Below are 15,022 nucleotides of genomic sequence, written 5' to 3'. Positions count from 1 at the left end.
TTCAAATAATACCAGAAATTAAAAATAGCCCTCTAAAAATTGAATCATGAATGTAAATCTACAATTGTTATATAAAATTGCTCAAAAACCTGCCCGTATGATTATTGGTCTTATGTCTGGTACTTCAATGGATGGCCTTGATGTTGCTTTATGCAAAATTTCGGGTGCTGGAGAAAGCACAAAAGTTACATTAGTACAATTTGACACGGTTGAGTATTCCGAAGAAATAAAAACAGAAATTCAGAAAGTTTTTGCAAAACAAAATATTAATTTTCATGACCTTGTACTATTAAATGAATGGATTGGCATACTGCATGCCAATATGATTTTACAATGCCTGAAAAGCTGGAATGTATCGAGTAATGACGTAGATTTAATTGCTTCACACGGACAAACAGTAATGCATCTTCCTAAAATCTTGCATCAGCAAGAAAAATTTCCAAATGCTACTTTACAAATTGGTGATGGGGATCACATTGCTGTAAAAACAGGAATTATAACCCTCTCCGATTTCAGGCAAAAACACCTCGCCGCAGGTGGTGAAGGAGCTCCCTTGGCGGTTTACGGCGATTATTTTATTTTTGGAAAAAAAGGCGAAAATCGCATTATGCTGAACATGGGCGGTATTGCAAATTTCACATACTTACCCTCAAGCATGAACCCCGAAGAGGTTTTCGTAACGGACACAGGAACTGGAAACACTTTAATTGATGCCTGTATCAGGTTATTTTATCCTGGTAAATCCTATGATAAAGATGCCGAAATCGCAAAACTTGGTACTGTAAATCAATCGCTTTTGGAGACTTTAAAATCAAATAAATTTTTCAGGGATTCTTTCCCAAAAACTACGGGTCCGGAACTTTTTAATATCGAGTACGTTAGAAAAGCCCAAGCCCAAAGTAATACAGAAAACATTTCTGTTCCTGATATATTGGCAACATTAACCAGATTTAGTGCCGAAACTATAGCCGAAGCAATTAAGTATGCTATAGAAAACACAGAATACGATTTAGAAAGTTTTACTATTTATATGTCAGGCGGCGGCACGCACAATCCATTATTAGTAAGTTGGTTAAAAGAACTATTGCCTTGCCCTTTTTTAACGACTAATGACTTAGGGATTTCTGGTGATGCAAAAGAAGCCGTATTATTTGCTGTTTTAGCCAATGAAACGATTTCGGGCGGAGGCTCTGATTTTGGTTCACGCAAAGGAATTCCATCGGTTTCTATGGGAAAAATATCATTCCCAAATTAAGAACTCAACTGAAAATCTATTTCATTCATAAAGGAAAATAGATTTTTTACAGTAACAGAGGCATCGTAAATGATTAATTCAAAAACAAACTAATTTTTAAAGTGTAACATTTATAGTTCATCCAATAGTAAATATTTTGAAAGAAAATTTACTTTAAACCGACATATAAAAATTTTGGCAAAGAAATTGCGCTAATGAAATAAGTCAAATTTTATCAGGATTTTAACTGGTAAATTTCACTAAAAAAACTATTTTTGAATACTTTATAAACACAACAATAATGAAGAATTACAAACATATAGGATTTCTTACTATGTTTCTTTTACTTTCGTTTTCGAATGTAAAAGCGCAAATCATGGCAACAAATCCAAAAAATGAATTTAGAGCCGTTTGGATTGCTACCGTGGTAAATATTGACTGGCCAAAAAGCAGTACAGATAACATCGCAAAACAAAAAGCGGATTATATTGAGATTTTAGACACGTATAAAAAACTAAATTATAATGCCGTAATTGTTCAGATTAGAAGTGTTGGCGATGCTTTTTATCCAACAAAACTAGCGCCTTGGTCTCGTTTTTTAACCGGAAAAGAAGGACAAGCCCCAAAACCTTATTTTGACACATTAGCTTGGATGATTGCTGAAACTCATGCCCGTGGATTTGAATTTCATGCCTGGTTAAATCCGTATCGCGCTACAATGGATTACAATACCTCGCTTTTAAGTCCGGAACATGACTATTTTAAGTATCCGGAATGGATGATCAAATACGGTGGAAAATATTATTACAATCCGGCATTACCCGAAGTTCAAAAGCATTTATTGACGGTTGTCGAAGAAGTTGTTCAAAATTATGATATTGATGCCATTCATTTTGATGACTATTTTTATCCGTACAGAATAAAAGGAGAAGTATTTAACGATACGGATTCTTTTAAAAAATATGGAAACGGAATGAGTTTAGAGGATTGGAGACGTTCGAACGTGAATACTTTTGTAAAAGATGTTTCGGTTTCGATTAAAAATATAAAACCGTGGGTACAATTTGGTATCAGCCCGTTTGGAGTTTGGAGAAATAAATCAGTGGATCCAAAAGGTTCAGAAACAGAAGCGGGACAAACTAATTACGATGATTTATTCGCTGATCCGTTAGCGTGGATGGAAAATAAATGGATTGATTACCTTGTTCCTCAATTGTACTGGAGCATGGACCATCCTAAAGCTTCGTATTCAAAATTATTGCGTTGGTGGTCTGAGAACTCAACGAATACAGCAATCTACATTGGAAACGGAACTTATAAAATTAACACTGATTCTGATAAAAGATGGAATAATCCAAATGAAATTCCGAATCAAATAGACATTACAAGATCCTACAAAAACATTCAGGGAAATGCTTTTTTTAGTGCCAAATCATTTTTGAACAAAAATCAAAGTGTGACTAAATTACTAACAGAAAATCAATACAAATATCCTGCTCTTCCTACTGTGGTGCCTAGTTCCGTAAAAAAAATGGCTATCGTACCCACAGCGAATAACATTTTGATAGACCCTATTTCATCAAGATTTAATGTTACTTATCCTTTGTACAGCAAAGTGCGTTATGTTATTGTTTATGGAGCTAAATTTAATTCAAAAATTGATGTCAACGATCCAAGCCAAATTATTGACAAAATAGCATTCAAAGATAACATTGATACTGTTGAAGTTGTGATACCAACTTATAAATTAGACAAAAATACAACCTGCGCCATTACATTCATTGATTTTTATGGTAATGAAAGTGAAGCAACTTTAGTGAACTTTACGCTATAAAATTTAATCGAATATAATACGCTAAAAATGAAAACAGACAATAGACCTTGGTATTGGATTCCCGTTTTAAACTTTGCTTCCGGCTTGCCTTATGCCATCATTATTTCGGTATCGGTAATTATGTATAAAAACCTCGGAATTAACAATGAGGACATCGGAATTTATACGAGTTTACTCTATTTACCATGGGTAATTAAACCGTTGTGGAGTCCGTTTATTGATCTTTATTCGACCAAAAGAAAATGGTTTTTAAGCATGCAATTGCTAATTTCTGTTGCTTTTTTAATTGTGGGTTTAACGATTCCTTTGAGTAATTTTTTCGTTATCAGTTTAGCCGTTTTTTGGGTTGCCGCATTTGCTTCAGCTTCTAATGATGTGGCCAGTGATGGATTCTATATGCTGGCTTTAGAAAAAGACCAACAATCCTTTTTTCTTGGAATTAGAAGTACTTTTTATAGACTTTCCATGCTTACCGGAAACGGATTAATCGTAGTTATAGCCGGTTATCTGGAACAAGAATATGGCGATAAACAAAAAGCATGGTCGTATACGATGGTAGTTGTAGGATTAATTATGACCGTAATTACAATTTACAATTATTTTTCGACTCCAAAAACCGAAACAAAAATCGTAGAAACAAAAACGGAATCGGTTCCAAATAAGAGTTTCGGAGCCGTTTTCGCTACTTTTTTTCAAAAGAAACAAATTGGTTTAGTTTTGGCTTTCATTCTGTTATTCAGATTAGGGGAATCGCAACTATTAAAAATGCTGACTCCTTTTTTAATCGATCCGATAGCTGCAGGCGGAATGGGCTTAACTACGCAGGATGTTGGCGTTATTTATGGAACTTTTGGTGTGATTTCACTTACGGTTGGTGGTATTTTGGGCGGTATTGTCATTTCTAGAGATGGATTAGGAAAGTGGATGTTACCGATGATTTTAGCCATGCACTTACCCATAATAGGATTCATTTTATTGTCTCATTTTCATCCTGGTTCCGTTTTTTATGTTTATGCAACGGTAATCGCGGAACAATTTGGCTATGGATTTGGTTTTGCTGCTTTCATGATGTATTTGATTTATCTGGCTGATGGGGAATCTAAAACGTCCCACTACTCTATCGCAACCGGATTTATGGCTTTAGGAATGATGCTTCCGGGAATGTTGAGCGGTTATATCCAAGAATATTTGGGATACGGAAATTTCTTTATTTGGGTGTTTTTGGCAACCATTCCAGGATTAATTTTATCTCGTTTTTTAATTTTTCCAGCCGATTTCGGAAAGAAATCCGAACAAGAATAAACAAACTAGCTTTTTTTTTTAACATATAAGTCATATGAGTTTATTTAAGTAAGTAAGACTCTCTTAAAATAACTGTTTTTTTACAACCACTTTTATGTAATTATTTATTCTATATAATTTAACTTACATGACTTATATGTTTAAAATTAATATCATATTCATTTCAAAATGACATTAGAACAAAAAATAGGACAATTTTTCTTCCCAGCCGTTTTCATCAATGATACAGAAGAAAACATTCAAGCTACCGAACGATTAATCAGAGAGTACAATATAGGCGGATTGACCTTTTTTCATAGTAGAGCCAGCGCTGCGACGAATTATGAAACCAAGAAAAAAATAGTCCTGAATGATGATAGTTTTAAGCGTCTAAAAGAACTCATCGTCAGGTATCAAAATTGTGCTTCGACTCCGTTATTAATGAGTATTGATGCCGAATGGGGATTAGCCATGCGCGTCGAAAAAACACCTCAATATCCTTATGCCATAACACTTGGTGCTTTGCCGAATAGTGAAAAACATTTGGTTTACGAAGTTGGGAAACAAATAGGTTTGGACTTAAAATCAGTTGGGATCCATTATAATTTAGCGCCATTGGCGGATATCAATAATAACCCGAATAATCCTGTGATTGGGTACCGTTCTTTTGGTCAAAACAAAGAAAAAGTAGCTGATTTTGCTCTTGAATATTTGAAAGGAATGAATGATGTCGGTATTTTAGGTTGTCTCAAACATTTTCCCGGACACGGAAATACGAATGTCGATTCGCACTTAGGATTACCCGTTTTAGAAGAAACATTGGAAGAATTATTAGCCAATGAATTAGTTCCTTTTATAAAAGGAATCGAGAATAATGTCGATTCGATCATGATTGGTCATTTGGCAGTTCCCGCTTTGAATGAAGGAAAAGACACTTCGGCTACATTATCAAAATCAGTAATCGAAACGCTTTTGCGAAAGCAATTGGGGTATGATGGTTTAGTGATTTCGGATGCGTTGAATATGCACAGCGTTTCTAAATTATATGACCAAAAAGGACAACTGGAATGGGAAGCTTTCAATGCCGGAAATGATGTGTTATGTTTTGCCGAAAACGTGCCCGAAGGAATCCAGGAAATCCTAAAAAATGCAACCTCCGAAAGAATTGAAGCCAGTTTTCAACGCATCTGGAAATGCAAAGAAAAAGCAGGAATTGTAGATGGAAAACTAAGTTTGCCAAACCTTTCAAGGAATGACTTTGATTTTGAAACTACTTCGAAATTAAATCTAAAAATTGCTCAAAACTGCATTACAAAAATAAAAGACAATCACAATACCGTGACCGTTTTTGATGCTAAAAACAGAGAGGATCTTGCCAAAATCAGCATCTATAAGAATACCGATAATTCATTTTTCAAGAACTTATCTGCTGCTTTACCTTCACCTGAATTTAGTTATAAAACTGGAGGCGATTCCGTTCTAAATGAATTAGAAAAAAAACTGAATAAATTTGACACGCTAGTCATTTCTTTATTTGTTCCAAAGGCAAAACCTTTAAATAATTTTGATATTGAAGAATCCGTACTTCAATTTTTAGGCAACTTATTTACCACTAAAAAATGTGTTTTGTATGTTTTTGGGAATCCTTATGCACTACAAGTTATTCCAAATCTGGAACATGCTTTAGGAATTGTAGAAATGTATCAAGATTTTACAGAATTTCAAGAAACCGCTACTGAGCAACTTTTAGAAAACTCAAAATGCAAAGGAACTCTACCTGTGGTGGTTAGTGGTCTATAATTTACCGTTTGCATTTCGCAAAAGAACAAGCATAAGAAATATTTATTTTAAAATAAATATTTATAATCATAATTTATAACAATAGCCTTTTGTTTGAGCTATTTTTGCATCATCAAAAAAAATAACTAAAAAAGTAAATAAAATGTCATTAGTAGGTAAAAAATTTCCAAGTATTGCAGTAGACGCTATTTCTGAAATGGGTGATAATTTAAAAATCAACATCTTTGAAGAAGCTACAAAAAACAACAAAAAAGTACTTTTGTTTTGGTACCCAAAAGATTTTACATTTGTTTGTCCAACTGAATTACATGCTTTTCAAGCAGCTTTACCAGAATTCGAAAAAAGAAATACAATTGTTATAGGTGCCTCTTGTGATACAAATGAAGTACACTTTGCTTGGTTAAATACTCCAAAAAATAATGGAGGAATTGAAGGAGTTACGTACCCAATTCTTGCTGATACTAACAGAAACTTATCTAACATTTTAGGAATCCTTGATATTGAAGAAACTGGTTATAGTGAAGAAACAGATTCTATCATTATTGAAGGTTCAAATGTTACTTACAGAGCTACGTACCTTATAGATGAAACTGGAAAAATTTTCCACGAAAGTGTAAATGATATGCCATTAGGTCGTAATGTAAATGAATATTTACGTATGGTTGATGCTTACACGCACATTCAAGAAAAAGGTGAAGTTTGTCCTGCAAACTGGGAAGCTGGAAAAGAAGCAATGAACGCTGACAGAAAAAGTACTGCTGAATACCTAAGTCTTAACTAATATCAATGGCAATTTCAATGGCAATTTCAATATTAAAAATTGCCATTGATATTGAAATTGAAATTGAAATTTTAAAAATATGTTAATCGAATTAACCGAAGATACGTTACAGGATTTAATTGCAAAAGACGAAAAAGTAGTCGTTCAATTCTCGGCATCATGGTGCGGAAATTGCCGAATTATGAAGCCGAAATTTAAAAAATTAGCTTCAGAAAACGAAACAATCACTTTTGTTCTTGTTGATGCCGAAAATTCTCCGGAATCCAGAAAATTAGCGAATGTGAGTAATTTACCAACTTTTGCCACTTTTGTAAATGGTAAACTGGTAAACGAAACACAAACCAATAAACAAGAAGTGCTGATTGAATTAGTAAACGAAATCGTTTAATTGATTTAATAGACTGCTTAGATTATTAGACTTCTTAGATTTGAAAATCTAAAAATGTTTTTTTTATTTTAACTCAATTACGAGTTCTAGGTGATCTAAAAATCTAAGCAGTCTTACAATCTAAAAATCTAAAAAAATGAAATTACCCGTAATTAAGCATTTAACGCAGTTTATAGAAGAAAATGATGAAGATTACATCATAGAAACAATCGAAGTTCTGGAAGCAATGACTGAAATTTCGTCATTGAAAGATGAAGAATTAGATGTTATTGGGGAATTAATTTCTAATATGTACGGCGCTTTAGAAGTTAATAAGCTGGTAAAAACCGGAACCGATAAAAAAGAAGCTTTAAACACTTTCATGAAACGTGTTTTGGGTTCTATCGATAAATAAAAGAATTTTTAATTCAATATTTCTAAAACGCACTCCGAAACTGGTGCGTTTTTTTATGCAATAAACCAAAAACACTTTGGAATCTTATGGTTGATAATTTGAGCCAAAATGGTAAACTTATCGCGACATTTGAGGACAAATTATTAAATAATTTTCATACTTTTGAACCTCATTAAAAAACAAACACTATGGCTTCAATAACATTAGGAGGAAATCCAATACATACCTCAGGGGAATTACCAAAAATAGGCACAAAAATCGCTGATTTTAAATTAGTTAAAAGCGATCTTTCTATTGCTACATTAAGCGACTTTGCGGGTAAAAAATTAGTATTGAATATTTTTCCAAGTATCGATACCGACACCTGTGCCATGTCAGTTAGAAAATTTAACGAAAGTGCGAGCAAATTAGAAAACACTAATGTATTATGCATTTCCAGAGATTTACCTTTTGCCCAGAAACGTTTTTGTGGTGCTGAAGGACTTGCAAATGTTGTTAATTTATCTGATTTTCCAGAAGGAAATTTTGGTAAAACTAATGGTTTAGAAATCACTGATGGCCCTTTAGCAGGATTGCATTCCAGAGCTATAATTGTTGTTGATGAAAACGGAACAGTTACACACACAGAACAAGTTCCTGAAATAAAAGATGAACCAAACTACGAAGCTGCATTAGCAGTACTTTAACAAGATCTGAATGGAATTTCAAAAAGATAATACTTTCTTTACCGGAAGATTAAAAAGCGTCATTTATGCTATTAAGGGTGCTGTAAAATTGATTACTACAGAACACAGCATTATGGTACAATTTTCAATAGGAATATTGATTACCATTGCTGGTTTTTATTTTGGCATTTCTAAAACAGAATGGCTTTTTCAAACCTTGGCTATTGGTTTAGTTTTAAGTGTTGAAGGTTTAAATACAGCAATTGAAAAAATTGCTGATTTTATTCATCCAAATTACCATGAAAGAATTGGTTTTATAAAGGACATTGCGGCAGGAGCTGTATTTATGGCAGCTATAACGGCAATAGCAATCGGTTTAATCATATATATCCCAATATTACTTTAGGTATTATTATAATCAAGAATGGCAAAAACAAAAAAAACAGCACCTTTGGATAAAAAAAACGATGCTAAAGCTGAGGGAAATAATTCGTCAAAAATCACCAAACAACACAAAATTGTTTTTGGTTCTCTTTTGGTATTGTTTTCAATAGCGTTACTATTTGCGTTTATTTCCTTTTTCATTTACGGACAACAAGACCAAAGCGCTGTTAGAGAATTAACTAATAGAGCTGAAATAGTTCACAATTGGTTGGGGAAATTTGGCGCCTTTTTAGCAGATTTACTGATTTATAAAGGTTTTGGAATTGCCGCATTTATATTCGTACGCTTATTTTTCCTTACCGGCATATACATGATTCTTGGGATTTCTTTAGGAAAGCTTAAGAATATTTGGTTTTGGGATTTATTCGTGATTATAATCTTATCCGTTTTATTTGGATTTTTTGCCACTTCAGTCCCAGAATTAGGAGGGACTATTGGATATGAATTGAATTTATTCCTGCAAGATTACATTGGAAAAACAGGCACACTATTGATTTTATTGTTCGGACTAATCATCTATATAATTTTCAAAATCAAACTTTCGCCGGAGAGTATTCAGGCCTTTTTTGATACTACCAAAAAAGAACTGAAAGCAGTTTCAATCACCAATCCGCTAAATAATGGAAAAAGTGGTTATAATCTGGAAGAATTTGCTGTTGTTGAGGAAGTGGATGACATTCATTTAAAAACGAATGGTTCACAATTCGAAATCAACAAAGAAGCGTTGAAACCAACCATCAGCAATTCATCTGATATTAACAGAGATCCAGTTACAAAACCGCTGGCTATGGAAGTTACGCCAGTTGCAACTCCAGAAGTTATTTCGAATGTTGACGATTCTTTTGTAATAGAAACGGCTCCGGAAGAAGATATTATCGAAGAAAATTTAGCCTCTCGATTGGTCGCTGATTTTGGATTATTCGACCCAACTTTGGATTTATCCAATTATAAGTTTCCTACGATTGATTTATTAAAAGAATATTCAACTGGTGGAATTACCATCAATCAGGAAGAATTAGAAGAAAATAAAAACAGAATTGTCGATACGCTTCGCAATTATAAAATTGAAATTGCACAAATAAAAGCGACCGTTGGACCATCGGTTACCTTATATGAAATTGTACCGGAAGCGGGAATTCGTATTTCAAAAATTAAGAGTTTAGAAGACGATATTGCGTTGTCACTTTCGGCATTAGGAATTCGTATCATTGCCCCTATTCCTGGAAAAGGAACAATTGGTATTGAGGTTCCTAACAAGAATCCAACTATGGTTTCTATGAAAAGTGTCATTGGCTCTGCCAAATTTCAGGAAGCCGAAATGGAATTGCCTATTGCTCTTGGAAAAACAATTTCGAATGAAACTTTTGTGGTTGATTTAGCCAAAATGCCTCACCTATTGATGGCAGGTGCTACCGGACAAGGAAAATCGGTTGGATTGAATGCCGTTCTGACTTCACTTTTGTACAAAAAGCATCCAGCCGAAGTTAAGTTTGTTTTGGTCGATCCTAAAAAAGTAGAACTTACACTTTTTAATAAAATTGAAAGGCATTATTTAGCGAAACTTCCAGATATGGATGATGCTATTATTACGGATAATGCAAAAGTGGTGAATACCCTAAATTCGCTGTGTGTGGAAATGGACAACCGTTATTCTTTATTGAAAGATGCGATGGTGCGTAACATCAAAGAATACAACGATAAATTTAAGGCTCGAAAATTGAATCCTGAAAACGGTCACCGATTTTTACCTTATATCGTTCTTGTAGTCGATGAGTTTGCCGATTTGATTATGACTGCCGGAAAAGAAGTCGAAGTACCTATTGCAAGGCTGGCACAATTAGCGCGAGCCATTGGAATTCACTTAATTATAGCGACACAAAGGCCTTCGGTGAATGTAATTACTGGTTTGATAAAAGCCAATTTCCCTGCGAGAATAGCTTTTAGAGTTACCTCAAAAATTGATTCCCGAACCATTCTGGATACTCAGGGCGCGGATCAATTGATAGGACGTGGTGATATGCTTTACACAAACGGGAATGATGTGGTACGGGTACAATGTGCCTTTATCGACACACCCGAAGTGGAGAAAATCACTGATTTTATAGGTTCCCAAAAAGCATATGCAACGGCTTATTTACTTCCTGAATTCGTTGGGGAGGAAAGTGGCATTAATCTTGATATGGATATCTCCGATAGAGATACTTTGTTTAGAGAAGCTGCCGAAATCATTGTAAATGCACAACAAGGCTCCGCTTCATTGTTACAAAGAAAACTAAAACTAGGCTACAACAGAGCAGGTCGATTGATTGATCAGCTAGAAGCTGCAGGAATTGTAGGCCCGTTTGAAGGAAGTAAAGCACGTAGTGTAAACATTCTGGATATGAGTTCTCTTGATCAATTTTTCAACAATGAACAAAACAATTAATACCATGAAATCAAAAATTCAAGAATCTAAAAAAAACAATACAGAAAGTATGGGTAAAAAACTCCTTTTGATTGCAGCATTATTATTTTTTAGTTTTTCAATACAAGCACAAGACAAAAAAGCAAAAGAACTTTTAGATCAAGTTACCGCAAAAGTTAAAAGCTACAATACAATCGTAATCGATTTCAAATATTCCTTGAATAACGCCAAGGAAAACATCAATCAGGATAGTAAAGGAAATGTAACCATGAAGGGAAATCAATATGTTTTGAATTTCATGGGAGTGACTAAGATTTTTGATGGTAAAAAAACATACACTATTGTTCCGGAAGATGAGGAAATTACTATTTCTAAAGTCAACGAAAAAGACGATAATGCCATTACTCCATCGAAGATGCTGACCTTTTTCAACACAGGTTATAAATGTACAATGAATGATTTAAAGGATATAAAAGGACGAAAAATTCAGTATATTAAACTCGTTCCTACAAACGCTAAAGATCAAAGAAAAGAAGTATTACTAGGAATTGATATCCAAACAAAACACATCTATAACTTAATAGAAATAGGTAAAAAAGGTACAAAAACAACTTTAACGGTGAATTCTTTCAAAACCAACCAACCTTTGTCAAAAAATCAATTTACATTTGCGGAAAGTAAATATCCAAATTACTACATCAACAAATTAGATTAATCTATTCGGTGAAAATTCTTGACAAATACTTATTAAAAACATTCTTGACTACATTTACCACGGTATTTGTAATCCTATTTTTCATTTTTATACTTCAAACAGTCTGGTTATTCATATCTGAATTGGCCGGTAAAGACTTAGACTTACTAATGATTATTAAATTCCTGGCATTTTCTATGCCTCGAATAGTGCCATTGGTATTGCCTCTTTCTATACTATTGTCCTCCATAATGACCTTTGGTAATTTAGCCGAAAATTATGAATTTGCAGCGATGAAATCCTCCGGAATTTCGTTGCAAAGAGCGATGAGAAGTTTAACTGTTTTTATATCATTATTAAGCATCGTTGCTTTTTTGTTTGCAAATAATGTAATTCCCTATGCTGAATATAAATTCATCAATTTCAGAAAAAACATAGCTCAGGTAAAACCGGCATTGGCAATAGCCGAAGGTCAGTTTAACGATGTGGGGTTTTACAATATCAAGGTGAATAAAAAATCCGGTGAACAAGGCAATATTCTTACCGGAGTAACAATTCACAAAAAATCAAACATTGGTGACGGAAGTAAAACCGTGATTAAAGCAAAAGATGGTGAGTTAATCAGCAGTGAACAATCCAGTATTTTACAATTAGTCCTAAACGATGGCTATTACTACGAAGATATTGTTCCAAAAAAATATGAAGACCGCAGTAAAATGCCTTTTGCAAAAAGTTCCTTTAAGAAACACATCATCAACATCGATTTGTCTGAATTAAATAAGACAGATGTAACCGATGAAAGTGTTGCTAATACGAACTCTATGCTAAACGTTAATGAATTAAAGTACACCTTGGATTCCTTAAATAAGAACATAAAAAACGACATTATTTCATTTTCTGAGAACAGTAATCTGCGAGTTGGCATTCCTTTGAATAAAAAAATGGAGAAAGCAACAAAAAGAAAACCACTTCCTAAAGATATTTTGTCATTATATACATTAGAACAAAAATCGGATATTTTAAAAATAGCAGTTAGTAATCTTACCAGTACGACCTATTCCATTGACACCACTAAAGCAGAGTTAGACAATAAACAAAAGAATATCAATAAACATTTATTGGCCTTTTACGATAAATTTGTAATTGTTTTTGCTTGTTTTCTAATGTTTTTCATTGGAGCACCGTTAGGGGCAATTATCAGAAAAGGTGGTTTGGGGCTTCCAATTGTTTTTGCTATTTTAATCTTTATAACATTTCACTTTATAAATACTTTTGGAAAAAGAATAGCACAGGAAAATGAAATGACACCTTTTATGGGAGCTTGGTTATCCTCATTAATCCTAACCCCATTAGCTGTTCTATTAACGTACAGAGCCACAAACGACATTGGATTAATAAACATGGATGTTATTTTAGCTCCATTCCAAAAAATAATTAAAAAAATACTACCATCACAAAATTAACAACACAAATGGTTATAAATAATATACAACTCAACACAATTGAAGAAGCGATAGAAGATATTCGTCAAGGAAAAATTATTATTGTTGTTGATGATGAAGATCGAGAAAACGAAGGTGATTTTTTGGCTGCAGCCGAGAAAGTAACCCCTGAAATGATTAATTTCATGGCAACACACGGACGAGGATTGATTTGTGCTCCACTGACGGAAAGCCGATGTAAAGAATTAGGTCTTCATGTAATGGTAAGTAACAATACTGATCCAATGGAAACCGCTTTTACCGTTTCGGTAGATTTAAGAGGTAATGGAGTAACTACAGGAATCTCAGCCGCAGACAGAGCAAAAACTATTTTATCATTGGTTGATTCTAAAACTAAACCACATGATTTAGCACGTCCAGGACATATATTCCCTCTTATTGCAAAACAAGGTGGTGTATTAAGAAGAACAGGGCATACCGAAGCTGCTATAGATTTCGCAAGATTAGCAGGATTTAAATCAGCAGGTGTGATTGTAGAAATCATGAACGAAGATGGTTCGATGGCTCGTCTCCCGCAATTAGTGGAAGTTGCTAAAAAATTCGATTTGAAATTAGTTTCTATTGAAGCTTTAGTGGCGTATAGAATGCAACACGATAGTTTGATTGTTAAAAAAGAAGATTTTGACATTGAAACCCGTTTTGGCACTTTCAGACTACGAGCGTATCAACAAACGACCAATAAACAAATTCATATTGCTTTGACCAAAGGGACTTGGAATTTGGGAGAATCGATTTTAACAAGAATCAATTCCTCACAGGTGAATAATGATTTATTAGGCACATTGACTAATAACGCAGACCAACAACTGGATGATATGTTCCAAGTGATTAATGAGGAAGGAAAAGGCGCTGTTATTTTCATCAATCAGGATATGCAATCCGTAAATTTATTGAATCGCATAGCTGAACTTAAATCATTACAAACTCAAGGAGTAATGAAAGCACCAAAAATTATCATCGACAGTAAAGATTTTGGAATTGGAGCTCAAATATTGCATGATATTGACATCTCAAAAATCAGATTGGTATCTAATGCTGAGCAAACCAAACGTGTTGGAATGATAGGATATGGGTTAGAAATAACAGAATATGTAAAGTATTAAACCTGTTTGTTAATTTTTTGCGAAAATAAGTTTCATCTAAAGTAAAGAAAATGAAACCTTTAAAAAGTAGTCCTAAAAATAGATGCTTTTTTTATAAAAATAGATTTGCATAACCAAAAAAGGTTCTTATATTTGCACTCGCAATCAGGTAATGAAAGCGACATACTGGAGAAATGGCAGAGCGGTCGAATGCGGCAGTCTTGAAAACTGTTGACTGTAACAGGTCCGGGGGTTCGAATCCCTCTTTCTCCGCCAGTATTTTAAACCCGAAACGAAAGTTTCGGGTTTTTTGTTTTCAAACCACATTTCCAGACACACTTTGGATCAAGTTCAAAAGTTGGGGATTACGCAAAAAGGTTGGATAATCTGAATAAGAAGAAATCGGATCAAGTTCAAAAGTTGGGGATTACGCAAAAAGGTTGGATAATCTGAATAAGAAGAAATCTATCTTTCTTACACCTCTAAATTGACTTCTAAATGCTTTTATTTTGGCGTTAA

At 33.9% G+C, this 15,022-nt stretch carries 13 protein-coding genes and 1 tRNA gene; all 14 read left to right on the top strand.

All coding sequences use genetic code 11. From position 1 onward, the window contains the following. Positions 1-46 precede the first annotated feature (46 nt). The 14 genes from ACNQGX_RS06465 to ACNQGX_RS06400 all read left to right on the top strand — a co-directional run bounded on the left by ACNQGX_RS06465 (position 47) and on the right by ACNQGX_RS06400 (position 14,779). The gene (locus tag ACNQGX_RS06465) at positions 47-1,255 is read left to right on the top strand and encodes an anhydro-N-acetylmuramic acid kinase (RefSeq protein ID WP_417975116.1); all 1,209 of its coding nucleotides are present in this window, start codon (positions 47-49) and stop codon (positions 1,253-1,255) included. A gap of 280 nt (positions 1,256-1,535) precedes the next feature. Continuing rightward, on the top strand, positions 1,536-3,068 hold the full coding sequence (locus tag ACNQGX_RS06460; protein WP_417975115.1) for a glycoside hydrolase family 10-like protein: 1,533 nt from the start codon (positions 1,536-1,538) through the stop codon (positions 3,066-3,068). 27 nt (positions 3,069-3,095) lie between these two features. After that, complete coding sequence (locus ACNQGX_RS06455) at positions 3,096-4,370, top strand: AmpG family muropeptide MFS transporter (protein ID WP_417975114.1); 1,275 nt, start codon at positions 3,096-3,098, stop codon at positions 4,368-4,370. A 168-nt stretch (positions 4,371-4,538) separates the two neighbouring features. Then, on the top strand, positions 4,539-6,149 hold the full coding sequence (locus tag ACNQGX_RS06450; RefSeq protein WP_417975113.1) for a glycoside hydrolase family 3 protein: 1,611 nt from the start codon (positions 4,539-4,541) through the stop codon (positions 6,147-6,149). A gap of 142 nt (positions 6,150-6,291) precedes the next feature. Then, positions 6,292-6,930, top strand: coding sequence for a peroxiredoxin (locus tag ACNQGX_RS06445; protein WP_417975112.1), 639 nt, complete (start codon positions 6,292-6,294; stop codon positions 6,928-6,930). 79 nt (positions 6,931-7,009) lie between these two features. Next, positions 7,010-7,318 (top strand): thioredoxin family protein, encoded by a 309-nt coding sequence (locus ACNQGX_RS06440; protein WP_417975111.1) that lies wholly within the window; start codon positions 7,010-7,012, stop codon positions 7,316-7,318. Positions 7,319-7,454: 136 nt separating this feature from the next. Next, on the top strand, positions 7,455-7,712 hold the full coding sequence (locus tag ACNQGX_RS06435) for a DUF6952 family protein (RefSeq protein WP_091172168.1): 258 nt from the start codon (positions 7,455-7,457) through the stop codon (positions 7,710-7,712). A 188-nt stretch (positions 7,713-7,900) separates the two neighbouring features. Further along, positions 7,901-8,398 carry a thiol peroxidase gene (tpx, locus tag ACNQGX_RS06430; RefSeq protein ID WP_417975110.1) on the top strand — a complete coding sequence of 166 codons (498 nt, stop codon included), beginning with the start codon at positions 7,901-7,903 and terminating at the stop codon, positions 8,396-8,398. A gap of 10 nt (positions 8,399-8,408) precedes the next feature. Then, on the top strand, positions 8,409-8,783 hold the full coding sequence (locus ACNQGX_RS06425) for a diacylglycerol kinase family protein (RefSeq protein ID WP_417975109.1): 375 nt from the start codon (positions 8,409-8,411) through the stop codon (positions 8,781-8,783). A gap of 18 nt (positions 8,784-8,801) precedes the next feature. Beyond that, positions 8,802-11,246, top strand: coding sequence for a DNA translocase FtsK (locus tag ACNQGX_RS06420; protein ID WP_417975108.1), 2,445 nt, complete (start codon positions 8,802-8,804; stop codon positions 11,244-11,246). Positions 11,247-11,295: 49 nt separating this feature from the next. Further along, complete coding sequence (lolA1, locus tag ACNQGX_RS06415) at positions 11,296-11,940, top strand: outer membrane lipoprotein periplasmic chaperone LolA1 (protein ID WP_470303506.1); 645 nt, start codon at positions 11,296-11,298, stop codon at positions 11,938-11,940. A gap of 8 nt (positions 11,941-11,948) precedes the next feature. Then, on the top strand, positions 11,949-13,382 hold the full coding sequence (locus ACNQGX_RS06410) for an LptF/LptG family permease (protein WP_417975107.1): 1,434 nt from the start codon (positions 11,949-11,951) through the stop codon (positions 13,380-13,382). A gap of 8 nt (positions 13,383-13,390) precedes the next feature. Next, the gene (ribB, locus tag ACNQGX_RS06405) at positions 13,391-14,524 is read left to right on the top strand and encodes a 3,4-dihydroxy-2-butanone-4-phosphate synthase (RefSeq protein ID WP_131916161.1); all 1,134 of its coding nucleotides are present in this window, start codon (positions 13,391-13,393) and stop codon (positions 14,522-14,524) included. Between the two features lie 167 nt (positions 14,525-14,691). Beyond that, positions 14,692-14,779: transfer RNA gene (locus tag ACNQGX_RS06400), tRNA-Ser, on the top strand. Positions 14,780-15,022 lie beyond the last annotated feature (243 nt).

The sequence above is a fragment of the Flavobacterium glycogeni genome, from assembly GCF_048286775.1.
Lineage (GTDB): Bacteria > Bacteroidota > Bacteroidia > Flavobacteriales > Flavobacteriaceae > Flavobacterium.
This window is presented reverse-complemented; position numbering and strand designations above follow the sequence as displayed.